Source organism: Actinosynnema sp. NPDC091369, from assembly GCF_044757065.1.
GTDB lineage: Bacteria > Actinomycetota > Actinomycetes > Mycobacteriales > Pseudonocardiaceae > Actinosynnema.
In genome coordinates this window covers 189,328-214,601 of the sequence record NZ_JBIVUG010000013.1, presented here as the reverse complement: position 1 = coordinate 214,601, position 25,274 = coordinate 189,328, and the positions used below count along the sequence as shown (strand labels likewise).

Here is a 25,274-nt window from a genome sequence, read left to right as displayed (position 1 = left end):
GGATAGTGCTTCATCACCATCTGAACGGGACTCCTGTCCACCCGGATCGTCAGGATCCAAGTGTGTCTGGTGTCCAACATCCAGGGTCAAGTCCCCACCTGCTGCGCAAGTCCAAGTCTGCCGGCGGGTTGAAGACGGCACGCAAGACTGAGCGCGCCGAGCGGCCAACGAAACGGCCATACCTGTTTCGGGGTATCGTCCGGTGCACCGCGTGCGGTCGGAAGATGGAGGCCAGTCCGCGGGCGCGCGGCGTGTACTACCGGTGTCCGGCTCGGACACTCGCGCCCGGATCACCTGCGCTCGCCACGCATCCACCCACGGTCTACCTCCGCGAAGACGTTCTTCAGGAAGCGGTGAACAGGTGGCTCGGGCGATTGTTCGCGCCGGAGAACCGGGACCGGACCGTTGCCGCTCTGGTGGAGTCGCAGGGAACGAACGGCGCGGCGAACGGCAGAGAAGCGGCGAAAGCGCGGCTCACCAAAGCGGAGGCGCAGTTGACCCGGTTCCAAGAGGCCATCAAAGCCGGGGTTGACCCGCTGGCACTGGTCGAGCCGATGAACGAGGCGCAGGCGGTACGGGCAGCCGCGCGGGCGGAACTGGAGGGAACGCCGGCACCGGACGCGCTGAGCGCTGCCGAGGTGCACGCGATGATCGACTCACTGGGTAACGTCGAAGCGGCCCTGGCCGATGCTGAGATAGAGAGCGTGGCGAGCCTCTACAGGGCGGTTGACCTGCAAGTTCGCTACACGCACACAGCCCACGAGGCTGATGTGATCATCAAACCCGTGGGCCGTGTGAATAGTGCGCGTGTCCGAGGGGGGACTTGAACCCCCACCCCCTTTCGGGGACTAGCACCTCAAGCTAGCGCGTCTGCCATTCCGCCACCCGGACTCGGCTCTCGCCGTGGTGTGCGCATAGATTACATGATCGTCTTCCGTGGTCCAAATCGGGGGGTCTGGAGACGATTTCTGCTGGTCAGGGTGGTGAGGGTGGGAGGGGTGGCTGGAGGGGTGGTCGCGGGAGGGTGAAGATCGGGTGGTTGGGGGACCGGTGGGGTGGGGTTGGTGGGGAGCCGGGGTGGTCGGGGTGGTCGGGGGGGGGGGGGGGGGGTGAGGTGCGGTGTTGGGGTGGGGAGGGTGTCGGTGGGAGGGGTGGTGGTGGGACCGTCGGTCGTGGGGTGGTTCATCGTCAGCCTATTGGGCACTGGTATTTGTTGATCTGACCGGCGACGCTGACGCGGTGACTAATGAAGTTCCTCCTCTCATCTACGACGACGTGACGGATCTGGTGCCGGTGATGCTTCCGGCGGACGTTGCGACTCGGCTCGACATCGAGACTGAGCGCACTTCGCTGGCGCTGAGGAACCGTGTTCCCGTCTCGGTTATCCGGGCCACGCTGCTGGCAGTCGGGTTGGACAGGGCGCATACGGCGGCCAGTGCGCTTATTGCGCGGGCGGCGAGCATGGAGCCGCAAAGTCCCGATTCGCGGTAGCGGTGTGCGGTGGTCGGACTGGGCCGGTCCTGGGGTCCGGTGGGCGTGGGACCGGTCCGGGTTTTGGTGGGGGCGGGTGGTGGTTGGTGTTGGTGCCACGTTTGGGCGTCGCTGGAGAGGTTGATGGGGTGGCGGTGCGTTGTCGCAGGGTGATGCGGGGGTGGTGACCAGGGGTGGAGGAGTCAGGGCGTGGGGCGGTGAATGGGGACGAGTTGTTTTTGGTCGGTCAGGGTTTGGTCCAGTTGGTGGTCGGCCAGGCGGTCGCGTTGCCAGATGGTGGCGGCGTCGTTCTTTCCGAGTGGGTGGAACCGGGTCAGGGTTGGTCGCCACTCGTTGTCGAAGGTGATCAGGGCGCGTACCGGGTGGGTGGAGTCGGGGTCGGGCGGTAGTGCGGTGTAGTTCGGTAGTGGTGGGAGTGGGGGATCGGTGGGTTTCGCGCGGGCCCTGTATTCCTGGGTGACGGCGGTGCGGAATGTGGTGTAGTCGGCCGGATTGTCGGGGAGCAGCAGGATCAGGCGTCGTGGGGATTGGATTGTGCGGAGGGATTCGACGAACTCCCAGACCGTGCCCGGAGTCGGAGTGGCGGAGAGGACGACCAGGTGCGCGTCGCGAATCAACTTGGTCACGGTGTTCTGCCAGTCGGATTCGGTGACGTAGCCGCGTCGGGCGCCCAGTTGGGGTGCGCGTTCGCCCGGTCGACCGATGGCGACGACGTTGCCGTAGCCGCCGAAGTAGCGGATCAGGTGTTCCTCGCGGGTCAGGCCGCGGCGGGACAGGAGGCTGCCCACGGGGTTGCCGGGGAGGTCCGGTGACGTGGCGAGGGCGGTGTCGGTGGTGAAAGAGCGCAGGTAGAGGACGTAGCGGGTGCCGGGGAGGGTGTCGAACGAGTCGACTCGGCGGGTTCGGAACCTCTTGCCCCACACGGCGGTCAGGTGGCCGAGTTCGAAGACGCCGCCCCCGACGACGGCGGTCGCGATCTTGATCAGGATGGTGGTCGGCCAGCTCAGGTCGGGGTCGTCGAGCCAGAAGGTCAGGTTCTGCCGGGACAGGACGAAGGCGCCGATGAACAGCACGACGCCCGCCGCGCGCAACGCCCAGCCGGTGATGGTCAGGGCCACGCCCGCGATGACGTGCCCGACCGGTAATCGTTGCTTCACGGTCGGGATCGTAGGGGCGATCGGGTCAGTAATCGACGGGCTCGCGGACGATGGGGCAGGTCATGCAGTGCCCGCCGCCGCGGCCCCGGCCCAGTTCGGCGCCCACGATGGTGACGACTTCGATGCCCGCCTTGCGCAGCAGGGCGTTGGTGTGGGTGTTGCGGTCGTAGGCGACGACGACGCCGGGAGAGAGGGCGACGAGGTTGTTGCCGCTGTCCCACTGGCCCCGTTCGGAGGCGTAGGCGTCGCCGCCCGTTTCCACGATGCGCAGCTTGGGCAGGTTCAGCGCGTCGGCCACCACGTCGACGAAGGACTGCTTCTCCTCCGTCACCTCGATCGGGTCGCCGGGGCGCAGGGTGAACGTGTGGATGCCGTCGACGATGTTCGGGAACGTCGTCACGCAGTCGTGGTCGGCGAAGGTGAAGAGGGTGTCCAGGTGCATTGCCGCACGCAGTTTCGGCATGCCCGCGACGATCACGCGCTCCGCCGCGCCGCGTTCGAACAGGGCGGCCGCCAGCTGGGTGATGGCCTGGCGGGACGACCGCTCGCTCATCCCGACCAGCACGACGCCGTTGCCCACCGGCATCACGTCGCCGCCCTCCAGCGTCGACAGGCCCCAGGTGCGTTCCGGGTCGCCCCACCACACCGTGGAACCGACGAAGTCGGGGTGGAACTCGTAGATCGCCTTCATCAGCAACGTCTCGTCGTGCCGTGCGGGCCAGTACAGCGGGTTCAGCGTCACGCCCCCGTACAGCCAGCACGTCGTGTCACGGGTGTAGAGCGTGTTCGGCAATGGCGGCATCAGGTACTCGGGTACGCCGGTCGACTCACGGGCCAGCGCGATGTAGCCGGGCCGGAAGTCCGGCGGCAGGTCGGCGGTCGACAGCCCACCGATCAGGTACTCGGCCAGCTTGCGGTGCTCCAGGCTTTCCAGAAACGCCCGCGTGTCGTCCACCAGGCCGATCCCGACCTCCTCGGGGACGATCTTGCGGTCCAGCAGCCACGTCTTGGCGTCCGGCAGGTCGAGGGTCTCGGTGAGCAGGTTGTGCAGCTCCACGACCTGGACCCCGCGTTCCCGCATCTTGGCCATGAAGTCGAAGTGGTCGCGGACGGCGTTCTGCACCCACATCACGTCGTCGAACAGCAGCGCGTCGCAGTTGGTCGGGGTCAGCCGGGCGTGGGCCAGGCCGGGCGCGCAGACGAGCACCTTGCGCAGCGTGCCCACCTCGGAGTGCACGCCGTACGCCGCGGACGGGCGTTGGGCCGTGTCGGTCATGTCGTTGTCCCTCTCGCTAGATGACGATCAGTCCGGTGGCGAGGCCGATCACGCCGAGCACGGCCAGCACGACCGCGAGGATGAACAACGCCAGCTCGGCGGCGGAGAACACACGCCTGCCCTGTTCCCGGCGCGCCATCACGAACAGGATCGTTCCCGGCGCGTAGATGATGAACGACAGCAACAGGAACTCGATTCCCGCCGCGAACACCAGGAACGCGGTGTAGAGGACGGCGACGGTCGCGATCGCCATCTCCCTCCCCCGTCCCTCGCGGTCGTGCTCGTAGGTTTCGCCGCGGACCCCGATGCGCAGCGCGTACCCGGCGGCGAGCAGGTAGGGGATGAGTGATAGGGAGCTGCAGAGCTCCAGCGTGAATGTGAAGGCGTCGTCGGAGAACACGGTCACGGCGAGCACCACGGTGATCAGGGTGCTGGTCATCACCAACGCCGCGATCGGCACGCCCTGACGGTTCTCCCGCTTGAGGAAGCGGGGCATGTCGTCGTCCTTGGCGGCGACGAACAGCACCTCGGCGGCCATGAGCGTCCACGCCAGGTACGCGCCGAGCACCGACACGATCAGCCCGATGCCGATGAACACCGAGCCCCACGTGCCGACGACCGACTCCAGCACGCCCATCATCGACGGCTGCCGCAGCCCCGAGAGGTCGTCCTTGCCCGCCGTGCCGTAGGACAGCAGCGTCACCGACGCGAACAGCGCCAGCACGCTGAGGAAGCCGAGCACCGTGGCGCGGCCGACGTCGGAGCGCTTGCGCGCGTACCGGGAGTAGACGCTCGCGCCCTCGACGCCGAGGAAGACGAACACCGTGACCAGCATCGTGGATCGGACCTGTTCGAACAGCGCGCCGGCCGAGGGGTCCGTGCCGCCCCAGAAGTTCTCGGCGAACACGTCCGCTTTCAGCGTCACGGCCAGGATCACCACGAACGTCAGGATGGGCACCAGCTTGGCGATCGTGACGATCCGGTTGACCGCCGCGGCTTCCTTGACCCCGCGCGTGATCATGTAGTGGAACGCCCACACGCCGACGGCCGAGATCGCCACCGCGAGCACGGTGTTGCCCTCGCCGAGCCCGGGTATGACCGTGCCGAGCGTCGACTTGATCAACACCCAGTAGCTGACGTTGCCGACGCACGCGCTCGCCCAGTACCCGAACGCGGAGAAGAACCCGGGGAACTCGCCGAACCCGGCCTTGGCGTAGGCGTACACGCCGGCGTCCAGCTCCGGTTTGCGCACCGCGAGGGTCTGGAACACGAACGCGAGCATGAGCATGCCGACGCCCGCGATGGTCCAGGCGATGATCGCGCCGAACACACCGGTCGCCTGGGCGAAGTTGCGCGGCAGCGAGAAGACCCCCGCGCCGACCATCGAGCCGACCACCATCGCGGTCAGCGTCAGCAGGGGCATTTGCTGTGACTTCTTGGCTTCGGTCACCGTCATCATCGTCACCTGTTCACGCGTCGGCCGGCTCGGCGCCGGTCGGTCGCACCCGTTCGATCCGGAAGCCGGTGAACCCGTAGAGGACGCTCAGCAGCGGGCTGGCGATGTTGAAGAAGCAGAACGGCAGGTACAGCAGTGTCGACACACCCAGCGTCGCGCTCATGAAGGCGCCGCACGAGTTCCACGGCACCAGCGGCGAGGTCACCGTGCCGCTGTCGGCGGCCAGCCGGGACAGGTTCGTCGGCGCGAGCCCCCGGGTGGCGAACTCGGCGCGGAAAACCTTGGACGGCAGCACGAGCGCGATGTACTGGTCGCCTGCGACGATGTTGAGCCCGAACCCGGTGGCGAACACGGCGAGGAAAAGCTGCCCGGTGCCGCGCGCCGCGCGCGTCATCGGGTCGATCAGCCGGTTGATCAGGCCGAACTCCTCCAGCACGGTGCCGAACGTGACCGCACCGATGATCAGCCACAGGGTGAGCAGCATGCTGTCCATGCCACCGCGGGACAGCAGCCGGTCGACGTCCGCGAGGCCGGAGTCGATGGTGAACCCGGTGGCCAGCGCCTGCCACACGGCCTGGATGCCGGTCCGCACCGGGTCGAGGCCCGGTTCGGCGACGAACGCGCGCACGACGTCGTGCTGGGTGAACACCGCGAGCACGCCGGCGAAGAGGGCCGAGGCCATCAGGGCCAGCGATGCGGGGACCTTGCGGATGGACAGGACCGCGAGGAACGCCAGCGGGAGCAGGTTGAGCGGGGTGATCCGGTAGATGTCGGCGAGCGCGGTCAGCTCGGAGGCGGTGTCGGCCGCGTCGGTCGGCGCCGGCCCCCAGAACAGGCTGATCAGTCCGAACAGGACGAACGCGAGGCAGAACGCGGGCAGCGACGTCCACGCTTGGCGTTTGATGTGCTGGTAGACGTCGACCTTGGCCAGTTGGGCGGTGAGCACGGTCGTCTCCGACAGCGGGGAGAGCTTGTCGCCGAGGTAGGCGCCCGAGATCACGGCGCCGGCCGTGATGCCGGGGGAGAGGCCGAGCATGAGCGCGATGCCGACCAGGCCGACGCCGATCGTGCCCGCGGTCGTCCACGAGCTGCCGATCGACATCGCGACGATGCCGCAGATCAGCGCGGTCGCGGCGTAGTACCAGCCGGGGAGAGGACTTGGAGCCCGTAGTGGACCAGCGTCGGGATCGTGCCGGACAGGTTCCAGGCGCCGATCAGCGCGCCGACCGCGAGCAGGATGAACAGGGCGCTGGTGATGGAGGTGAGCGCGCGTTGGCTCGCCGCTTGGACCTCGTCCCAGCGGTGGCCGTTCTTGAGCGCGACGAGCGCGGCGATCATCGCGCACAGCACGAGCGCGACCTGGACGGGGCCGTCGAGGGCGTCCAGGCCGAACAGGGCCGGCGAGCCGCCGATCAGGGCCACCAGCGCGATGAGCGGCACGGTCGCGTCCACGAGGGACGGAGCGCGGACGTGCCGGTGGCTGCCGGGGCGGGTCACGATCGCCTCGGCGGCGGACCGGGAGCGGTGGGCGGTCCGGGTCGTGGCACGGGGATGTGCGGTCGCGACACCCGCGGCCGGTGGTCGTCCCGCGTTGGATCCGGCATGACCCAATCACGGTAGGTCTGGGTCTGTGACCGCGCAAAACACGCCACGATCGAGTGACAAGCGTGGCCCTGTCACAGCCGGGTCATGATGAGCCAGGTCGTGTAGAGGACATACGCGGCCACGAAAGCCCCGCCTTCGCCCCGGGTGAGTCGCCTGTGGGTGAAGAAGGCGGGCACGCACACGAGGGCGGTGGTGACCATGAGGAGCATGTCGAGGGCCAGCACGTCGGAGGGCACCGGGACGGCGCCGGGCGCGGCGATGACGGTCGGTCCGAGGATGAGGGCGATGTTGAACACGCTGGAGCCGAGGAGGTTGCCCAGGGCGAGTGACCTGTCGCCGCCGCGCGCGGTGGACACGATCGTGGTGACGAGTTCCGGGGCCGAGGTGCCGATCGCGACGACGGTCAGGCCGATGACCGTGTCGCTCGCCCCCCGGATGCGGGCGATGCTCACCGCGCCGTCCACCAGGAACTCCGCACCGACGACGATGACGGCCAGACCCACGACCAGCAGCACCACCTGGACGGCTACCGGTCGGGCACGGGCCTCACCGGCCGGGGCGTCTTCGCCGGTCGCGGACGACCGCTTGGCGTGGACGACCATGAGAGCGAGGTAGGCCGCGCCGTAGCCGCACAGCCACACACCGTCCGCGCTGGTCAGCGAGCCGTCGAGGGCGAGCACGAGGAGCAGCACCGCCGCGCCGGTCATGACCGGCAGGTCCACCCGCAGCGTCCTCCGTTCGAACGAGACGGGTCGGATCAACGCGCTCAGGCCGAGGATGAGCAGCACGTTGACCAGGTTCGTGCCGACGATGTTGCCCACCGCGAGCCCGGCGTTGCCCTGGTGGGCGGCGTTGATGCCGATTGCCAGCTCCGGCAGGCTGGTGCCGAGCGAGACGACGGTCATGCCGACCACGAGCGGGCTGACGCCGAACCGGGCGGCGAGGGCGGTGCCCTGGCGCACCACGAGTTCGGCGCCCGCGACCAGCATCACCAGCCCCAGCAGCAGCGCCGCCGCGGAAGTCGCCACCGCAGCCTCCCCGGTGGCCGGGGCTCGACGGCGTCACCGGTCCGTGCCCGATGGTCATCGGCCCGCTCGACGCCCGCAACCGCGGCGGGCGGCTCAGAGGGGGCCGGTGGGGCGGCGGCCGTCGGTCAGGGCGGCGACTTGATCGGGGGTGAAGGGCGGGTCGAGGAGGTCGGCGCGGTGGGCGTGGCAACGGAACATGTCCGCGATGTAGTGCATGCGGTCGGGTAGGTCGGACCAGTCGCGGGCGGCGGTGTCGACCAGGCTGTCGGTGGTCGGGTCGACGGTCTTGAGCAGGGTGAGCAGTTCCGGGTGGGACAGCTCGACGAGCAGCGGGGGGAACCCGGGAGGGAGGTCTTCACTCAGGTCCAGCAGGTCGCCGCCGGGCAGCGTCAGCGTCATCAGGTGCTCGGTGACCGCCCGACGGGCCAGGGCACGGGCGTGGTCGGCCAGGTGCTCACCGGCCAAGCGCAGGGGAGTGCGACGGCCCAGCACGGTCAGCAGCACCCGTCGGAGCCACTTGACGGCGCGGTTGCCGGGCAGGAGCTGGTCGAGCAGCCGGCGTTCCAGATCGCGGGGGTCGAGGACGGGCGCCTGGAGGGCGGCGGTGATCTCCGGCTGGAGGCGGGTCTGCTCGTGCAGGCCGATCTCGACGTTGGCCAGCAGCAGGAGTTCGGCGCGGTCCTTCGGGTCGGTGGTGGACGTCGCCTGGTGGTAGTGGGTGAACGCCTGTCGGAGCAGGCGTTGGCCCTCCGGGGGTTCTCCGGGGCGCAGGGAGGCGCAGAACTGCTCGACGTCGTCGTCGGGCAGGGCCAGGAAGCGGGCGAACTCGCGGGCGATCTCCTCGAACACCTTGAGGTTGCCCCGGGCCGACGCGTCGGCCGCCGCGTCCAGCCGCGTGGCGGCCACCACGGTCCGGCGCACCGTCCGCTCGACGTGGTCCAGGGTCTGCCGGGGCACGGCTCGCCGCAGGGCGCGCACCAGCAGGTCCACGCCGGCGGCGATGTCGGGGGAGGACTCCAGCATGCGCCCCAGCAGCCGGGCCGGGTCCTCCTGCCGGATGGTCTGGCCGACCTGCTTGGACGCCCACACGGCGAACGTGCACCAGTTCGCCGAGCCGCCGGTTCGCTGCGCCAGGGCACGGGACAGCTCGTGGTAGCAGTGGGTGATCTGCAGGTTGCGGACGACGGGGTCGGCGTGCGCGGCGATCCGGTCGACGTCGGCGACCGTCGGCGGCACGCCGTCGTCGAGCGCCCGCACGCCGCCACTGGTCTGCGTCATCGGATACCTCTCTGCCCCAGGGGTGTACACGTGATTACTCGTCGCGAGGGCGAGGAATGTGACACCCGGCTTCGGGTCAGGGCTTCCAGGTGCGCACGACGTGGCGGCGCAGCTTGCCCGATCCGGTGCGCGGCAGGGACGGCACGAACACGACCTTGCGGGGCACCTTGTACGCCGTCAGGTGGCGGCGGGCCAGCGTGGTCAGCTCGTCGGCCAGGTCGGCGTCTTCGAGCGGGCCGTCGGCGCGCACCACGTACGCCCGCAACTGGACCGAATCGTCGCGGTTGGAGACCGCGCAGACCGCCGCTTCCCGCACCAGGGGGTGGCTTGAGAGGAGGTGTTCGACTTCCAGCGGGTGGACCTTGATTCCGCCGACGTTCTCGACGTCGTCCAGGCGCCCGGTCACGCGCACGTAGCCGTCGGCGTCGATCGAGGCCAGGTCGCCGGTGGCGTACCAGCCCTCGGCGCGCTTGGCCGTGCCGTCCTCGGCGACGCCGAGCGTGATCGTCGGGCCGCGCACCTGCAACCGGCCGGTCACGTCCGGTTCGACGGGTGTGCCCTCGTCGTCCACCACGCGCACCTCGAACGGTGGCAGGGCGCGCCCGGCGGTGCCGAACCGGCGGGCCGAGCGGGTGTTGTGGGTGAACGCCTGCCCGACCTCGGTGGTGCCGATGCCGTTGAGCAGGCGGTCGCCGAGGACTTCGACCAGGCGTTCTTCGAGGGCGGGCGCGAGGACTTCGCCTCCGGTGGCGGCGACGCGGAGCGTGGCCAGCCGGTCGCTGCCGGGGTGGGCGATGAGCCTGCTGTAGAACGTCGGCACGGCGAACAGCGCGGTGACCTCGTACTTGTCCACGATCGCGAGGACGTCGTCCACCAACGGCGCCTCGGGGTTGAGCACCACGCGGCTCCCGCTCATCAACGGGAAGAACAGGGAGTTGCTCAGGCCATAGGCGAAGTACATCTTGGACACCGAGTGCACGACGTCGTCCGGCCCGAGTTCGAGCGCGGGCACGGCGAACGAGCGGTGGTGCACGACCGGGTCGCCGTGCAGCTGCGGGACCAGTCGGGGCACCCCCGTGGTGCCGGAGGTGAACGTCGCGTACACCTGGTCATCCGCGGTGCGCGGGACGACCGGGACCGGTGGCGCGCCGGCCAGTTCGGCGAACGTGGTCACCCGGAACCCGGCGGCCGTGAAGCCGGGCTTGCCCACGACGAGCGCGGGTCGGGCGGCGTGCAGCACCTGGTGCAGCTCGTCGGGGTGCAGCCTCGGGTTGATCGGGACGGCCACCCCGCCGGCGTGCGCGGCGCCGAGGAACGCCAGCACGAAGTCGGGCCCGTCGTCGAGCACGAGCGCGACCCGGTCACCGGGCCGCACACCCGAACCGACCAGCGCCCCGGCCACGCGGCCCGCGCCGGCGTACACGTCGGCGTGCGTCAGCGCGGCGCCGTCGACCTCGTAGGCCGGGCGGTCCAGCCACCCTCCGGCGTCGGCTCCGGCACGCAGCACGTCGACCAGGTTCATCCCAGGGCTCTTCCTGCTCGGGCCCGCCGGGGCGGGGGAGGTCTCGGACTACAGCAGCGCGGCCACTTCCGACCGCCACTCCAGCACCACGTCGAACAGGCCGGCCACGGCGTCCAGTTCCGTCAACGGCACCGGACCGCCGCGCAGCGCGCCGACGAAGTCCGAGTACGCCCCGCTCACCGCCGGCGCGACGAGGTCGGTGGCCGGCACGGCGCCGGGGACGGACAGGTGGAACCGGGGTCCGCCCCAACCGAGCTCGATCGTCCCGGTGAGACCGCCCGCCACCGCCACGGCACGCACTCGTGCCGGGGTCGCCTCCACCGTCCGCACGTCGGTCACCGGCACGCCGAGTGCCCGCTCCACGGCGTCCAGCGCGTCCGGACCCAGGTCGGTGACGACATCACGCCCCTGCGGCCGGTCCAGGTGCAGCGAGAACCCCTCCGGACGGCCCTCGGCCACGGCCTTGGCCACCTCGACCAGCCCGGGGTGGTGCGCCCACGGCAGGTCGACCGAGCACCGGCCGGGCACCTGCCGCGCGGCCTCCACCAGCCGGGCCAGGTCGTCCACGGCCCGCTTGTCCAGCAGCACGTGCAGCCCGCGCCGCAACGCCGTCACCGCCGCCGCGGTGTCGGGCGCGCGCACCACGACACCCTCGGCGGGCACGGTCTCCACCAGGCGCGTCCCGTCCCGCAACGCCCAGGGCGCGTCGTGGGCGCGTGCGAACGGAAGCAACGCGCGCACGTCGGGGTCGGCCACGCCGACCACCCGCACCCCGCGCACGGCGGGCACCGGGTCCGCGCCGACGACCACGACCCGCACGTCCGCGGGCTCGGCGGTGGCCAGCACGCGGTCGCTGGCGAAGAAGCTCAGGTCGGCCGAGGCGGAGTCCGGGTCGGCCAGCACGGACACCCGCGGCTGGTCCAGGTCGGCGTAGTCCTTCACGACCGGCGCCCACTCCAGGTCCGCGGCCGTGTGCGTGGGCCCCGCGGCGAACAGCCCGGCCCACCGGCTGCGGATCACCCGCATGTGCCGCTTCCAGATCGGCAGCTTGTCGTGACCGACGTGGTTGAACGTGGTGCCCTCGAAGTGCCGCATCGCCACCGACCCGACGTAGCGCAGCCGCTCCCCGTCGGCCCGCAGCCGGCAGCACAGGTCGACGTCCTCGCACAGCGACACCGGGTCGAACGACGGGTCGAACCCGCCGACCCGCCGGAACGAGCTGTGCCGCACCATCAGCGCGGCCGTGGGCGCCCACGTCTGCTCGCGGTGTTCGCGGTGCTCCGCGCCGAGCGGACGGCCGCGGCCGATGGGTCCGATGCGTCCGTCGGCGGTGGACGCGCCACCCGCGCACTGCACCAGCGCGCCGTCTCCGGGGTAGAGCAGCAACGGCGACACCGCGCCGAGCCCCGGGTCGGCGGCCAGCTCGGCGGCGAGCACCTCGATGACGTCGAGGTCGTCCACGAGCACGTCGTTGTCCACGAAGAACAGGAACTCGCCGCGGGCCACGGCCGCGCCGACGTTGCGCCGTTCGCTGCCGCCGCGGTCGTCCTCGTGGCGCAGCACCGTCACCGGGCGCGGGTGGTCCAGCGCGGCCAGGTAGTCGGCCGTGCCGTCGTCGGACCCGTTGTCCACCACGATGATCTCGAAGTCGCCGGACGCGCGGGCCAGGGACGCCAACGCCCGGCGCGTGTACTCCAGGCGGTTGCGGACCAACATGACGACCGAGACCAGGCCCGGTAACGGGGTCGGGTTCACACTGCGCCCTTCACCGATGGGATCGTGCCGACGCGGCACGTCGCTGCGCCGGGTCGAGCACGACGTGGGTGGGGTGGTGCCCGCGCGCAGCGGTGGCGTCACCGCCGACCGCCTCATCGGTCGTCCATTCCACTATGGTGGAAAGCGACCACGGTAAATCACCGAACTGGATCGTTACCGGCGCTGATCGTAGGTGTTGTCCGACGGGCGCGCCAGCCCATGGATCGGATTTCCGAAGGGATGCCGTGGACCACGTCCCCGACCTGGCCCCATCCCGGTCCGAGCCCTGCTTCCTCACTGATCTTCGCCGTTCGGACGAGCCCGTTCGGACGGCATTGTTCTGCCATGCGGCGGGCTTTACCGGACGCGTTTGGCGGTCCGCTGTGAAAAACCTGCGGACACCGCTGCGCGCGGCGGCGCTCGACCTCCGGGGCCACGGCGGCGCACCGCCGTTGCCCGAGGACGCGGGCTGGGACGTGTTCGCCGACGACGTGCTGGCCGCGGCCCGCGCGGTGGGGCCGGGACCGCTGATCGGGGTGGGCCACTCGCTGGGCGGGACGTCCCTGCTGCTGGCCGAGGCCCGCGCACCGGGCACGTTCGACCTGCTGGTCTGCTACGAGCCGATCCTCGCCACGCACGACGACCCGGCCTTCGCCGAGGCGGCCTCCCGGCGGCGCGCCGAGTTCCCGTCCCGCGCCGACGCGCTCGCCCGGTGGTCCACCCGGCCGCCGCTGTCCCACCTCGCTCCCGAGGTCCTGGCCGACTACGCGGAATCCGGTCTGGCCGAGGAGCCGGACGGACGGGTGCGGCTGCGCTGCGCGCCCGCGGTGGAGGCGCGGTTGTTCCGCACGGCGATCTCCTGCCCGTGGCGTGCGGCGCTGCCGCTGGTGCGGTGCCCGACGGTGTTCCTGCGCGGCGGCGACTCGGTCGTGGTGACCGGGGAATCGCTCACGGCGGCGTGCGCCGAACTGCCCGCGGGACGGGTGGTGGAGGTGCCGGGCCTGGACCACCTGGGTCCGCTGGTCCGGTCGGCCGCGTTCGCGGAAGTCCTGGACGGGCTGCTCGCGGAACCCGGTGGCGTGGCGCGGTCCTGAGGCGGGGCACCGCGCAGCCCGATAGCCTGCGGTGCCTCGAACCGCATGACCGGAGGAGCCGATGCCGGGATGACGACGCAGCGACCGATACCCGCTCAGGACGACGTGCTCGGGTACTTCGACACGCTGTCGAACTGGGGCCGGTGGGGCGACGACGACGAGCTCGGCACCCTCAACCACATCACCGACGACGTCCGGCTGGCGGCGGCGCGGGCGGTGCGCCACGGCAGGAGCGTGTCGTGCGCGTGGGAGGTCGCCGTGCCGGACCACATGGAACGGTTCACCACGGCGTGCCCGTGCGCCGCCGACATGCCGGGCGCCGAGAACATGCCGCTGCCCGGGTTCCGCGACGACCGGCGGTGGGGCTTCTCGATGGAACGGCTCGGCATCACGTTCCACGGCAACGCGGTCACCCACGTCGACTCGCCGTGCCACCTCTTCTGGGACGGCACGATGTACAACGGGCGGTCGCACTCGTTGGTGGACAGCGCGACGGGTTCGGCGTGGGCGGCCGTCACGGCGGCGGCGAACGGGATCGTCACGCGCGGCGTCCTGCTGGACGTCGCGAAGGTCCGCGACGTGCCGTGGCTGGAACCGGGGCAGGGCGTGTTCCCCGAAGACCTGGAAGAGGCCGAACGCCGGCAGGGCGTGCGCGTGCGACCCGGCGACGCGGTGCTGCTGCGGACCGGCCACGGCCGGTTCCGGCACGAGACCGGTGAGCCCGGCGGTGCGACGCAGGCCGGCTGGCACGCGTCCTGCCTGCCGTGGCTGCACGAGCGCGGGGTCGCGCTGATCGGCGCCGACACTCCCCAGGACGTGCAACCGTCCGGGTACGGCGACGTGCTGATGCCGGTGCACGCCGTGGGTCTCGTGGCGATGGGGTTGTGGCTGCTCGACAACTGCGACCTGGAGGCGTGCGCGGCGACGGCCGCCGAACTGGGCCAGTGGGACTTCCACCTCGCGGTCGCGCCGCTCCGCTTCGCCGGCACGTCCGGCAGCCCGGTCAACCCGATCGCCACGTTCTGACGGAGGTGCGCGGTGGCGCGGCGGCCTCGCTGCCGCCGCGCCACCGGGTGCGGGTACCGCTAGCTCACCGTGATGTTCGAGCTGCCGCTGCTCTGGTAACCCTCGGTCGCCATGATCATGTAGTAGCGGAAGCTGCCCAGCTGCATGCCGGCCCGGCTCCACGCGTCGAAGTGGTTGCCGGTGGTGATGGTGCCGCCCACCCTCCGCTGCTGGCGGACGCTCCAGAACTGGGGGAACGTCTTGGTGCCTTCCACGGACGGGGCGTTGTAGCGCATCGTCTGGTAGATGTCGTACGTGCCGCCGTCGCTGGTGACCGTGCCCTTGAACGTGCCCGTGGGCCGGTAGTTGCCCCAGCTGTCGACGATGTAGTACTCGACGAGCGGGCCCGACGTCCAGCCGTAGAGGCACAGGTAGCCGTTGCCCGACGGGCTGAAGCTGCCCGAGTAGCGCACGGTCCGGCGGGACCCGGTGCTCCAGCCCTTGCCGCACACGAAGTTGCCGGTGTTCCGCCACGAGGTGCTGTACTGCCCGCCCGACCCCATGGTCATGGAGACGGTGCCCTGGGCGTCGGTCCAGAACGAGTAGTAGTAACCGTTGTGGTTACCCGTCTGGTTCGTGGTGACGGTTTGCGCGTGGGCGGTGCCGGGCAGGATCAGCCCGGAGCCGAGCGCCAGTGCTCCGGCGCCGCCGATGAACGTCCTGCGGCTGATCGGGTGCTGCGCAGGGGCGTTGTCGTCCATTGGTGTGCTTCCTCCTCGTTGAGGCCGGCGAAAGTGCCACTCGACGTGCGGCGGAACCGGCAGGCCGGTCGGTGACCGGAACGGCCAGGCCGCGGCGCTGCGGCGTCGTACACCGCGGCGGAATGCCGACCGTCGGTCCGCACGATCGGTTCCGGGCCGCAGTGGGTGACCTGGTCGGCAGTGGTCCGGGGCTGCCGGTGCCAGACAGTGTTCGGCCGACTCCGCGGCGTTGTCAACAATTCTCGTAATGTTGCGAAAACGTCTGCGCACATGTGCGAAAAATTGTTCGCGGCAATCTCGCTCCGAATGAATCGGTGCTGCTCGCGGCTTCGTCGTGCCCGGCGGTCCCCGGACGGTCGGGAAGAGTTTCGGAAACCTGTCGAACCCGGGTCGGCCCGCGGGTGCGGGCGGAACAGCGGCACGACGCCTTCCACGATCACCCGATCGTGCGTGGCATCCGGGCTGTCCGCTTGGGCAGGATGGATCAGGGGATGTCGGGCGATCGGGGGAGCCCAGTGGTATCAGCGCGTGCGTTGCCGGCGGCGGTCGTGCGAATCCGTGACGGTCGGGGCTTGGTCGTGGGGACCGGGTTCCTGGTCGCGCCGGACCTGGTGTGCACGTGCGCGCACGTGGTCGCCGACGGTGCCGAGCCGCCGCCGGAGCGGGTGCGGGTCGACTTCCCGATGCTGCCCGGCGTGCCGTCGCGCGCCGCGCGGGTCGAGGCGTGGCGGCCGGTGGAGCCCGACGGGCGTGGTGACATCGCGCTGCTGCGGCTGACCGGGTCACCGCCGGAGGGCTCGGCGGCGCTGGTGCTCGGCGCGGCGGAGAACCCGTGGGGGCAGCGGTTCCGGGTGCCGGGGTTCCCCGCGGGCCACGAGGACGGCGTGTGGGTCGGCGGCAGCCTGCGCGAGCGGCAGGGCACCGGGTGGGTGCAGATGCAGGCCGACGACGGGCCGCGCATCGTGCGGGGGTTCAGCGGTTCCCCGGTGTGGAGCGAGGACCTCGACGCGGTGATCGGCATGACGGTGGCCGTCGAACGCGGCTCGGGCACCGCCTACCTGATCCCGTCCGAGGCGCTGGTGCGGGTCGCGGGGGAGCTGGCGCCGCCGTGTCCGTTCCAGGGGTTGCGGGCGTTCCGGGCCGAGGACGCGCGGTACTTCTTCGGGCGCGACGAGGAGGTCGACCGGCTCGCCGAGCGGGTGGCGCGGCAGCGGGTCGTAGTGGTGGTCGGGCCGTCCGGGTGCGGCAAGTCGTCGTTGGTGGACGCCGGGTTGCGGCCGCGGCTGGAGGCGGCGGGCACGCCGGTGCCGATCGTGCGGCCCGTGCCCGGTCAGTCCGCCGAGGAGCTGCTGGCCGTGCTGCGGCCCGCCGCCGTGCCCGGCTCGGTCCTGGTCATCGACCAGTTCGAGGAGGTCGTGGCGGGTGACCCGGGCACGGCGCGGGACGTGCTGCGCCTGCTGGACGAGCTGACCGCCGAGCCGGACGGGCCGCGGGTCGTGCTCACGCTGCGGGCGGGCTCGCTGGACGGGCTGCTGGCGGCCGGCGGCGTGCCCGCGCTGGACGACGCCACGGTGTTCCTGGAACCGCTGACCGGCGACCGGCTGCGCCAAGCCGTGGAACGGCCGGTGGCGCTCACCCCCGGCATGGCCTACCAGGACGGGGTGGTCGACCGGGTGCTGGCCGACGCGCAGGCCGGGACGGGTCTGCTGCCGCTGGTGGAGTTCACCCTCACCGAGCTGTGGCAGGCGCGGGAGGCGGGTCGGCTCACGCTGCGCGGCTACGACCGGCTGGGCGGTGTCGCGGGCGCGCTGGCGGGTCACGCCGAGCGGTTCTACCGAGGTCTCGACCAGGCCGAGCGGGAACCGGTGCGGCGGCTGCTGGTGCGGCTGGCCCGACCGACCGAGGACGGTTTCGCGCTGCGCCCCACCAGAGTCGACGAGGTGCCCGACGAGTTGCGGCGAGTGGTCGACGTGCTGCTGGGCGCGCGGCTGCTGGTCGTGCGCGAGGACCCGGGCCAGCCGCGGGTGCTCGCGCTCGCCCACGAGGCGCTGCTGCACAACTGGGCCACCCTGCGCGGCTGGCTGGAGGCCGACCGGGAGTTCCTGGCCTGGCACGCGCAGGTGCGCGAGCGCGCCGAGCAGTGGGAGCGCGAGGGCCGCGACCGCAGCCTGGTGCTGCGCGGCGGACCGCTCGCCACCGCGCGGCAGTGGATCGACCAGCGACCGTTCGACGTGAACCGGCGGGAGCACGAGTACGTGGCCGCCGGTCACGCGGCGCAGCGCCGGTCCACCCGCACGCGGCGGGCGGCGGTGGCCGTGATGGCGGTGCTGCTGCTGGTGTCGGCCCTGCTGACGGCGCGCACGGTGTCGGCGAACCAGGAGCTGGACTCCACCGTGCGCCACCAGGCCGCGCAGCTGCTCCGCGACCTCGCCGAGCGGGAGTCCGGGATCTCCGCGACGAGCGCGTTGCAGTTCGCCCTGGCGTCCTGGCAGCACGACCCGGAGGTCGGCTACGGCGCGCTGCTGCGGCAGCAGGCCGTGTTCCACGACGTGGCCGAAGTGGACGTCGACCGGTTCGCCTCGCCGATGGACGTGGTGGCCACGACCCCGACGGGCGCCGTCGCGGTGTCCGCCACGGCGGCCGGCGCGCTGACCGCGTGGCGCGACCCGTGGGGCGACACCCCGCAGTCGTGGCCGTTGGGCCAGGTCGACGGCGTGCGGATCATCCGCGTGAGCGACGACGGCGGAACGGTCGCGGTCGCCGACAACGCCGCCGCGATCCGGGTGTGGAACCTGCGTGAACGCGGCGAACCCGTCCTCGTGCGGCCCGGTGCCGCGGACTCGGACCCGACGCCGCTCGACGACGCGAGCATGCAGATCTCGCCGTCGGGCCGGCACGTCGTCCTGGTCGCCGACGGGGTGGTGGAGGTGTGGGACCTGGCCCGGCGATCCAGGGTGACGGGGTTCGTGCCTCCGCCGCGGGGGACGGCGGTGGTGCTCGGTGTCGCCGCACTGGACGACGAGAGCGGCACCGTCGCGATGTTCGAAGCGCGGGACGACGACCTGGTGCACGCGGTGCGCTCGCTCGACACCGGGGTGGAGGTCCGCTCGACGCCGGGCATGCCCAACGTCACCCGCCAGGGGCGCTTGGTGCTGCGGTGCGCGTACAAGGTGCTCACCGGGGTGGACGTGTTCAGCGGCGCGGAGGTGTTCCGCCGGGACGCCCCGGATTGCCTCGGCGCAGCGACCGACCTCACCGGCCGGTACGTGGTGCTGGAGCCGGACCGTCGAACCGACAGCTTCGGCCTCGTGACCTACCTCGACCCGCGTGACGGGAGGGCCTACCAGTCCCGGGTGCCGGGCTTCGAGCTGGACGGTGACGAGGACTTCGGCACCGGCACGGTCGTGCTGCGGTCACCCGACGGCACGCCCGACATCCGGCACGTGCGCGGCCGGGCGGTGCTGCGGATGCGACCACCCCGCCCGGTCGAGCACGTCGGCTCGCAGTACGCGGGATACGTCGGCCGCACCGACCTGGCCAACCCGGTGTACACCGAGGACGGGACCTTGATGGCGGTCGTGGACGGTGGCGGGGTCGACGGCACCCCCGGGCTGTCACTGATCGACACCCGCACCCGGCGGCGACTGGCCCACGTGCCGGACCTGATCCCGCCGGGCAGGCTGTTCCTGCGGTTCACCCGGGACAACGCGCGGCTGCTGCTGTTCGACGGCCCGGAGCTGGTCGTGCTCGACACCCGGGACCTGGCTCAACTGCACCGTGTCCGGTTGCCCAGACCGCCCGAACTCGACGGCCAGGACGACCGCGACTGGCTCGGGATGGCGGCCGTGGTCGGCGACCGGACCGCCGTCACCCTGTACGCGGGACTGCTCAGCCGGTGGGACCTGGACAGCGGTCGCCCGGTCGGCGAGCCGCTGCGGGTGGGCGACACCGCACGGGACCTGCTGCAAGCGGCGGAACAGGGGAGGGTGCTGGGCACGCCCGATTCCGACCGGGTGCTGGTGAACACGCCCTACGAGCAGCGCTGGTGGGACCTGCGCACCCGCGCCGAAGGCGACCCGATCGCGCCGGAGCCGGACCCCGCGATGCTCGCCGCCGCGTCACAGCTGCCGCAGGTCGCGATCCAGTACGCGTCCGGCCGTGCCTACGTGCACGACCTCGAGTCGGGCGGCACCTCGGCGCCGATCCCGCTCACCGCGCGCGTGGCACCGATCGGGTTCACCCCGGACGGGAAGCTGATCGCGTCCGGTGAAGGAGGGGTGGTCCAGGTGTGGAACCCGGCGACGTCCCGGCTGCTCGGCGAGTTCCGCCTGCCCGACGACACGGTCCGGCCGGTGGTGGTCGGTTCCCGGTTGGTCGCCGCGAACAAGCACGGGTTCGTGTCGCTGGACCTCGACCCGTCCCGGTGGTTCACGACCCTGTGCGCCGCCGCCGGTCGCGACTACACGCCGTCCGAAGTGGACCGGCTGCCCCCCGGTGTCGAGCCCGTCAACCCGTGCGCGTGACCGTTCGGCTCGCCCGGCGCGGGGTCGGGGGCGCGGCCCCGATCCCGGCGCGAGAGCTCACCCGCTGATCATGGTTGATCCGGCTCGTCCGAGGCTCGACCTCGCCTTTCGCCGACGGGTTCGGTGCCCGTTCACCGGTCGAAGGTCAGCCACACCACCCCCAGGGCCGGCAGGCGCAGCACCGCCGATGCGGGCCAGTCGCGCCACCGCCCCGCTCCGGCCGTCACCACGCCGTTCCCCCCGTCCGTCCCGCCATACCGGAACGCCTCCGAGTTCAGCACCTCCCGCCACCGCCCCGCGACGGGCAACCCGATGGGGTAGTCCTCGTGGGCCACGCCGGCGAAGTTCGCCACGCATGCGAGAACCGAGCCGTCACCGCTCAGGCGGAGGAACGCGAGCACGTTGTGGGCCGCGTCGTCGGCGGTGATCCACTCGAAGCCCTCGGGCGAGTCGTCCATCGCGTGCAGCGCCGGGTCTCGGCGGTAGTGCTCGTTCATGTCGGCGACCAGGCGCTGGATGCCCCGGTGGTGCGCACCGCCCGGGCCGTCGAGCAGCTCCCAGCCGAGCGAGGCGTCCGCGTCCCACTCCGGGGGTTGGCCGAACTCGCCGCCCATGAACAGCAGTTTCCTGCCCGGGTGCGCCCACATGTAGGCCAGCAGACCGCGCAACCCCGCCGCGCGCCGCCGGTCGTCACCCGGCATCCGCCGCCACAGCGATCCCTTGCCGTGCACGACCTCGTCGTGTGACAGCGGCAGGAGGTAGCGCTCGCTCCAGGCGTACTCCGCCGAGAACGTGATCACCCCGTGGCGCGCGGCCCGGTCGATCGGGTCGTGGGCGAGGTACTCCAGCGTGTCGTGCATCCACCCCATGTTCCACTTGAAGTCGAACCCCAGGCCGCCGTCGGCCACCGGCGCGGTCACGCCCGGCCAGGTGGTGGACTCCTCCGCCAGCACCACCGCGCCGGGGTGCGACCGGTGCACGGCGGAGGTCAGCTCCCGCAGGAACTCCACCGACTCGAAGTCCTCCCGGCCGCCCTGGGCGTTGGGCACCCACTCGCCGTCGCGCCGCGAGTAGTCCCGGTACAGCATGGAGGCCACCGCGTCGACGCGCAGCCCGTCCACGTGCATCTCCGACAGCCAGAACAGCGCGGAGGCGACCAGGAAGTTGCGCACCTCGGCGCGCCCGACGTCGAACACGTAGGTGCCCCAGTCGGGGTGCTCGCCACGACGGGGGTCGGCGTGCTCGTACAGCGCCGTGCCGTCGAAGCGCGCCAGGCCCCAGGAGTCCTTCGGGAAGTGCGCGGGCACCCAGTCCAGGATCACCCCGACGCCTGCGGCGTGCAGCCGGTCCACCAGGTGGCGGAAGTCGTCGGGCGAGCCGAACCGGCTGGTGGGCGCGAAGTACGAGGTCGTCTGGTAGCCCCAGGATCCCCCGAAGGGGTGCTCGGTGACGGGTAGGAACTCCACGTGCGTGAAGCCCATCTCCACCGCGTACGCCGTCAGCTCCTCCGCCAGCTCCCGGTAGGACAGGCCGCGCCGCCACGAGCCCAGGTGCACCTCGTACACGCTCATCGGCGCGTTCCGCCAGTCGGTCCCGGCGCGCCGCGCCAGCCACTCCGCGTCGTGCCACTCGTGCTCCGGGACCGTCACCACCGAGGCGTTGGCGGGCGGGACCTCGGTGGCGAACGCCAGCGGGTCGGCGTGCTCGTGCCAGGACCCGTCGGCTGCCAGCACGCGGAACTTGTACCGGCAGCCGGGCCGGACGCCGGGCACGAACAGCTCCCAGACCCCCGAAGCGCCCAGCGACCGCATCGGCGTGCCGCGGCCCGACCAGCTGTCGAAGTCCCCCGCGACGCGCACCCCCGCGGCGTTGGGCGCCCACACGGCGAACGCCACGCCGTCGGGGTGGACGTGCGCGCCCAGCACCTCCCACAGCCGCTCGTGCCTGCCCGCGGCGATCAGCTCCAGGTCGGCGGCCCCGATCGTCGGCGGCCGGCGGTACGGGTCCTCGACCACGTCGACGCTCCCGGGCCGGTGCACCTCGAAGCGGTGCACCTCGACCGGGTCGGCCACGGCGGTGGCGAACAGGCCGTGCCCGGCCGCGGTCATCGGGTGCCGCACGCCGCCGGTGAGCAGCCACACCGCGGTCGCGCCGGGCTGGATCGTGCGCACGACGGTGCCCAGGTCCGGCACGGGGTGCGCGCCCAGCACGCGGTGCGGGTCGTCGTGATCGCCGACCAGCAGCCGGTCCAGCTCGTCCCGCGTGGGCAGGAGATCGGTCAGGGTGGTGGTCACGGCAGATCACTTCCTTCCAGCAGTCGGGTGATGGCGCCGAGCGGTATCGCCGTCCACTCGGGACGGTGCGCCTCCTCGTAGACCACCTCGTACACGGCCTTGTCCAGCTCCAGAGCCGACAGCAGGGCGGGTTCGTCGCGCGGGTCGGGCCGCACCTCCGCGTAGCCGTCGCAGAACGCGGCCACCGCGTGCGCCGCCCACGCCCGTTCGGCCGGGCCGTCCAGCCCCCGGTGGTGCGCGGCGTAGTCGAACGAGCGCAGCATCGACGCCACGTCCTGCAACGGGGTGCGCAGCGCGTTGCGGTCGGCCAGAGGCGCACTGGGCTCGCCCTCGAAGTCGATCAGCGTCCAGCGGTCGTCCGCGCGCAGCACCTGCCCCAGGTGCAGGTCGCCGTGCACCCGCTGCACGACGGTGGTGCGATCCCCCGCCCGGTCGAACACCGCGCGCACCCGTGCCTCGAACGACGCCAGCCCGGGCACCCGGGCCACCGCGTCGGTGAGCCTGCGGTGCATCCGGTCGACGTCGGGCGGAGCGGTCGCGGTGCCGAAGGCGTGGGCCAGGTCCGCGTGCACCGACGCCACGGTCCGGCCCAGGTCGCGGGTCATCGCGACGAACGCGTCGGAGGCGTGCCCGTGGGCCGCGTCGGCGGTGGCCAACGTCCAGGCGTCCACCGCGCCGGGCAGGAACTCGTGCACCAGGGCCAGGGTCGTGGGCCCGTCGCCGAGGTCTTCGGTCACCGAGCCGACCAGGCGGGCGACGTGCTCGCAGCCCGCCGAGGCCAGCGTTCGGTGCAGTTCGACCTCGGGGTGCGTACCCGGTCGGGGCCTGCGGAACAGCTTGAGGATGTACCGCTCGCCGTACACCACAGAGGTGTTGCTCTGCTCCGTGGTGATCAGCCTCGCGGGCAGGTCGCCGAACGCGCCCACGCCCGGCTCCCGCACCAGCCGCGACCCCAGCAGGCCGGGTAGCCGGGACATCAGCTCCGGGTCCCGGGTCGCGTCGTACACCGCGACCCCGTCCCGGTCGCAGATCCAGGCGTCGGCCGGTGGCTCCGGCGGGCGCGCCCGGTGCCCGAGCAGCACCTGGTACAGCTCGCCGTCGACGAGGACGAGGGCCTGGGTCAGCGCCGGGTCACCGGTCAGCAGCGTGCGCAGCCACACCACGCGCGCCGACCGCGGGGCGCGGTGGGCGAACCAGCGCTGCCGCGGCAGCCAGCGGAGCAGGGCGTCGTCCAGGGTGGTGTCGTGGGTGGAGCTCATCGCAGCGACCCCCACGACGCCGGCGCGTCCTGGAGCCCCGAGGGCTCCGGCGCCTCGTGCTGGGTGAGCGTCTCCTGGAGCCGCACCGCCTCCTCGGCGTCCGGCCCCTCGTGCGGGGCGGGGGCGTCGGCGGGTACCAGCTCGAACCAGAAGAAGCCGTGGCCGGGCAGGGTCACGTGGTAGCGCCCGTCGGTCACCCGGGGGAACGCCACGGTGCCGGTCAGCTCGACCGGCGTGCTGCCGTCGTGGTCGGGCAGCTCGATCTCCACCGGCTGCGGGAACCGCGAGAAGTTGAACACGCAGAGCACCGCGCCGGTGTCGCTGTAGCGGGTGTACGCCAGCACGGCGGCGTTGGACACCGTCTGCTCGGCGAAGTCGCCGATGCCGAACACCTCGTGCTCCCGGCGCACCTGGAGCATCCGGCGCGTCCAGTTCAGCAACGACATCGGGGCCTCGCGCTGCGCCTCGACGTTGACCGTCTGGTAGCCGTAGACGACGTCGCTGACCACCGGCAGGTGCAACTTGCCCGGGTCCGCTCTGGAGAACCCGGCGTTGCGGTCCGGGGACCACTGCATCGGTGTGCGCACGCCGTCCCGGTCGTTGAGCCAGATGTTGTCACCCATGCCGATCTCGTCGCCGTAGTACAGGACCGGCGAGCCGGGCAGCGACAGCAGCAGAGCGGTCAGCAGCTCCATCTGGTTGCGGTCGTTGTCGACCAGCGGCGCCAGCCTGCGCCGGATGCCGATGTTGGCCTTCATCCGCGGGTCCCTGGCGTACTCGGCGTACATGTAGTCGCGTTCCTCGTCGGTGACCATCTCCAGCGTCAGCTCGTCGTGGTTGCGCAGGAAGATGCCCCACTGCGCGCCGGACGGGATCGCGGGCGTCTGCGCCAGGATCTCCGAGACCGGGCGGCTGCTCTCCTGCCGCAGCGCCATGAACAGCCGCGGCATCAGCGGGAAGTGGAACGCCATGTGGCACTCGTCGCCGCCGACGCCGTGGTCGCCGAAGTAGTCCGCGACGTCCGCGGGCCACTGGTTGGCCTCGGCGAGCAGGACGCGTCCGGGGTACTCGTCGTCCACGACCTTGCGCACGAGCTTGAGGAAGTCGTGGGTCTCGCCCAGGTTCTCGCAGTTGGTGCCCTCCCGCTCGAACAGGTAGGGCACCGCGTCCAGCCGGAACCCGTCGATGCCCAGGTTCAGCCAGAACCGCAGCACGTCCAGCATCGCCGTCTGCACCGCGGGGTTGTCGTAGTTCAGGTCCGGCTGGTGGGAGAAGAACCGGTGCCAGTAGAACTGGCCGCGCACCGGGTCGTAGGTCCAGTTCGAGGTCTCGGTGTCGACGAAGATGATCCGCGCGTCCTCGTACCGCTCGTCGGTGTCGCTCCAGACGTAGAAGTCGCCGAAGGGGCCGTCGGGGTCGCTCCGGGACTGCTGGAACCACGTGTGCGCGTCGGAGGTGTGGTTCATGACCAGGTCGATGATCACCCTCATCCCGCGCCGGTGCGCCTCGTCCAGCAGCTCCTGGAAGTCCTCCACCCGGCCGAACTCCTCGCGCACGGCCCGGAAGTCGCTGATGTCGTAGCCGCCGTCGCGCAGGGGCGAGGCGTAGAACGGCGGTAACCAGAGGCAGTCCACGCCGAGCCACTGGAGGTAGTCCAGTGACGCGGTGAGGCCGGGCAGGTCGCCGAAACCGTCCTCGTTGGAGTCGACGAACGCGCTGACCAGCACCTCGTAGAACACCGCGCGCTTGAACCAGTCGTCGGACATCGGG

Annotated in this window: 17 protein-coding genes and 1 tRNA gene; 4 read left to right on the top strand and 14 right to left on the bottom strand. The window is 71.6% G+C overall.

Translation table 11 applies throughout. The features are described from left to right. Positions 1-5: 5 nt before the first annotated feature. Positions 6-827 (top strand): recombinase zinc ribbon domain-containing protein, encoded by an 822-nt coding sequence (locus ACIQMJ_RS34385; protein WP_499765170.1) that lies wholly within the window; start codon positions 6-8, stop codon positions 825-827. On the opposite strand, the gene ACIQMJ_RS34380 is transcribed toward ACIQMJ_RS34385, so the two are convergent. From ACIQMJ_RS34380 to ACIQMJ_RS34335, 10 genes are all read right to left on the bottom strand, one after another. After that, positions 809-891 (bottom strand) — tRNA-Leu (locus ACIQMJ_RS34380). The genes ACIQMJ_RS34385 and ACIQMJ_RS34380 overlap by 19 nt on opposite strands. A gap of 782 nt (positions 892-1,673) precedes the next feature. After that, complete coding sequence (locus tag ACIQMJ_RS34375; protein ID WP_499765162.1) at positions 1,674-2,609, bottom strand: RNA-binding protein; 936 nt, start codon at positions 2,607-2,609, stop codon at positions 1,674-1,676. Between the two features lie 64 nt (positions 2,610-2,673). Further along, the gene (locus ACIQMJ_RS34370; RefSeq protein ID WP_499765161.1) at positions 2,674-3,924 is read right to left on the bottom strand and encodes an arginine deiminase; all 1,251 of its coding nucleotides are present in this window, start codon (positions 3,922-3,924) and stop codon (positions 2,674-2,676) included. A gap of 16 nt (positions 3,925-3,940) precedes the next feature. After that, positions 3,941-5,380, bottom strand: coding sequence for a basic amino acid/polyamine antiporter (locus ACIQMJ_RS34365; RefSeq protein WP_499765160.1), 1,440 nt, complete (start codon positions 5,378-5,380; stop codon positions 3,941-3,943). Positions 5,381-5,393: 13 nt separating this feature from the next. Beyond that, entirely contained in the window at positions 5,394-6,482 is a 1,089-nt protein-coding gene (locus ACIQMJ_RS34360; RefSeq protein ID WP_499765159.1) for a Na+/H+ antiporter NhaC family protein, read from the bottom strand. Positions 6,483-6,499: 17 nt separating this feature from the next. Continuing rightward, positions 6,500-6,877, bottom strand: coding sequence for a hypothetical protein (locus tag ACIQMJ_RS34355; protein ID WP_499765158.1), 378 nt, complete (start codon positions 6,875-6,877; stop codon positions 6,500-6,502). A gap of 179 nt (positions 6,878-7,056) precedes the next feature. Further along, the gene (locus tag ACIQMJ_RS34350) at positions 7,057-8,013 is read right to left on the bottom strand and encodes a calcium/sodium antiporter (RefSeq protein WP_499765157.1); all 957 of its coding nucleotides are present in this window, start codon (positions 8,011-8,013) and stop codon (positions 7,057-7,059) included. A 93-nt stretch (positions 8,014-8,106) separates the two neighbouring features. Next, positions 8,107-9,291 carry a hypothetical protein gene (locus ACIQMJ_RS34345; RefSeq protein ID WP_499765156.1) on the bottom strand — a complete coding sequence of 395 codons (1,185 nt, stop codon included), beginning with the start codon at positions 9,289-9,291 and terminating at the stop codon, positions 8,107-8,109. 76 nt (positions 9,292-9,367) lie between these two features. After that, positions 9,368-10,813, bottom strand: a complete 1,446-nt coding sequence (locus tag ACIQMJ_RS34340) for a class I adenylate-forming enzyme family protein (protein ID WP_499765155.1) — start codon at positions 10,811-10,813, stop codon at positions 9,368-9,370. Between the two features lie 48 nt (positions 10,814-10,861). After that, positions 10,862-12,685 (bottom strand): glycosyltransferase, encoded by a 1,824-nt coding sequence (locus tag ACIQMJ_RS34335; protein ID WP_499765154.1) that lies wholly within the window; start codon positions 12,683-12,685, stop codon positions 10,862-10,864. Positions 12,686-12,702: 17 nt separating this feature from the next. On the opposite strand from ACIQMJ_RS34335, the gene ACIQMJ_RS34330 reads away from it, so the two are divergent. Next, complete coding sequence (locus ACIQMJ_RS34330) at positions 12,703-13,662, top strand: alpha/beta fold hydrolase (RefSeq protein ID WP_499765153.1); 960 nt, start codon at positions 12,703-12,705, stop codon at positions 13,660-13,662. Between the two features lie 69 nt (positions 13,663-13,731). Continuing rightward, on the top strand, positions 13,732-14,688 hold the full coding sequence (locus tag ACIQMJ_RS34325) for a cyclase family protein (protein ID WP_499765152.1): 957 nt from the start codon (positions 13,732-13,734) through the stop codon (positions 14,686-14,688). A 59-nt stretch (positions 14,689-14,747) separates the two neighbouring features. Here ACIQMJ_RS34325 and xynA read toward each other — a convergent pair whose 3' ends face one another. Further along, on the bottom strand, positions 14,748-15,428 hold the full coding sequence (gene xynA / locus ACIQMJ_RS34320; protein ID WP_499765151.1) for an endo-1,4-beta-xylanase XynA: 681 nt from the start codon (positions 15,426-15,428) through the stop codon (positions 14,748-14,750). A gap of 578 nt (positions 15,429-16,006) precedes the next feature. Here xynA and ACIQMJ_RS34315 point away from each other — a divergent pair. Further along, on the top strand, positions 16,007-19,951 hold the full coding sequence (locus ACIQMJ_RS34315; protein ID WP_499765169.1) for an nSTAND1 domain-containing NTPase: 3,945 nt from the start codon (positions 16,007-16,009) through the stop codon (positions 19,949-19,951). Positions 19,952-20,082: 131 nt separating this feature from the next. Here ACIQMJ_RS34315 and glgB read toward each other — a convergent pair whose 3' ends face one another. The 3 genes from glgB to treS are packed head-to-tail and all read right to left on the bottom strand — an operon-like array spanning position 20,083 to position 25,270. Continuing rightward, positions 20,083-22,245 carry a 1,4-alpha-glucan branching protein GlgB gene (gene glgB, locus ACIQMJ_RS34310; protein ID WP_499765150.1) on the bottom strand — a complete coding sequence of 721 codons (2,163 nt, stop codon included), beginning with the start codon at positions 22,243-22,245 and terminating at the stop codon, positions 20,083-20,085. Next, the gene (locus ACIQMJ_RS34305; protein ID WP_499765149.1) at positions 22,242-23,504 is read right to left on the bottom strand and encodes a maltokinase N-terminal cap-like domain-containing protein; all 1,263 of its coding nucleotides are present in this window, start codon (positions 23,502-23,504) and stop codon (positions 22,242-22,244) included. The genes glgB and ACIQMJ_RS34305 overlap by 4 nt, the downstream gene beginning before the upstream one ends. Beyond that, positions 23,501-25,270 carry a maltose alpha-D-glucosyltransferase gene (treS, locus tag ACIQMJ_RS34300; RefSeq protein WP_499765148.1) on the bottom strand — a complete coding sequence of 590 codons (1,770 nt, stop codon included), beginning with the start codon at positions 25,268-25,270 and terminating at the stop codon, positions 23,501-23,503. The genes ACIQMJ_RS34305 and treS overlap by 4 nt, the downstream gene beginning before the upstream one ends. Positions 25,271-25,274: the final 4 nt, after the last annotated feature.

Bases quoted from the DNA above. Each gene is read 5' to 3' on its own strand.
- ACIQMJ_RS34370 (WP_499765161.1), bottom strand. From the start codon at position 3,924: ATGACCGACACGGCCCAACGCCCGTCCGCGGCGTACGGCGTGCACTCC.
- ACIQMJ_RS34365 (WP_499765160.1), bottom strand. From the start codon at position 5,380: ATGACGGTGACCGAAGCCAAGAAGTCACAGCAAATGCCCCTGCTGACG.
- ACIQMJ_RS34360 (WP_499765159.1), bottom strand. From the start codon at position 6,482: ATGTCGATCGGCAGCTCGTGGACGACCGCGGGCACGATCGGCGTCGGC.
- ACIQMJ_RS34345 (WP_499765156.1), bottom strand. From the start codon at position 9,291: ATGACGCAGACCAGTGGCGGCGTGCGGGCGCTCGACGACGGCGTGCCG.
- ACIQMJ_RS34340 (WP_499765155.1), bottom strand. From the start codon at position 10,813: ATGAACCTGGTCGACGTGCTGCGTGCCGGAGCCGACGCCGGAGGGTGG.
- ACIQMJ_RS34335 (WP_499765154.1), bottom strand. From the start codon at position 12,685: ATGAGGCGGTCGGCGGTGACGCCACCGCTGCGCGCGGGCACCACCCCA.
- ACIQMJ_RS34330 (WP_499765153.1), top strand. From the start codon at position 12,703: ATGGTGGAAAGCGACCACGGTAAATCACCGAACTGGATCGTTACCGGC.
- ACIQMJ_RS34325 (WP_499765152.1), top strand. From the start codon at position 13,732: ATGACGACGCAGCGACCGATACCCGCTCAGGACGACGTGCTCGGGTAC.
- xynA (WP_499765151.1), bottom strand. From the start codon at position 15,428: ATGGACGACAACGCCCCTGCGCAGCACCCGATCAGCCGCAGGACGTTC.
- ACIQMJ_RS34305 (WP_499765149.1), bottom strand. From the start codon at position 23,504: ATGAGCTCCACCCACGACACCACCCTGGACGACGCCCTGCTCCGCTGG.
- treS (WP_499765148.1), bottom strand. From the start codon at position 25,270: ATGTCCGACGACTGGTTCAAGCGCGCGGTGTTCTACGAGGTGCTGGTC.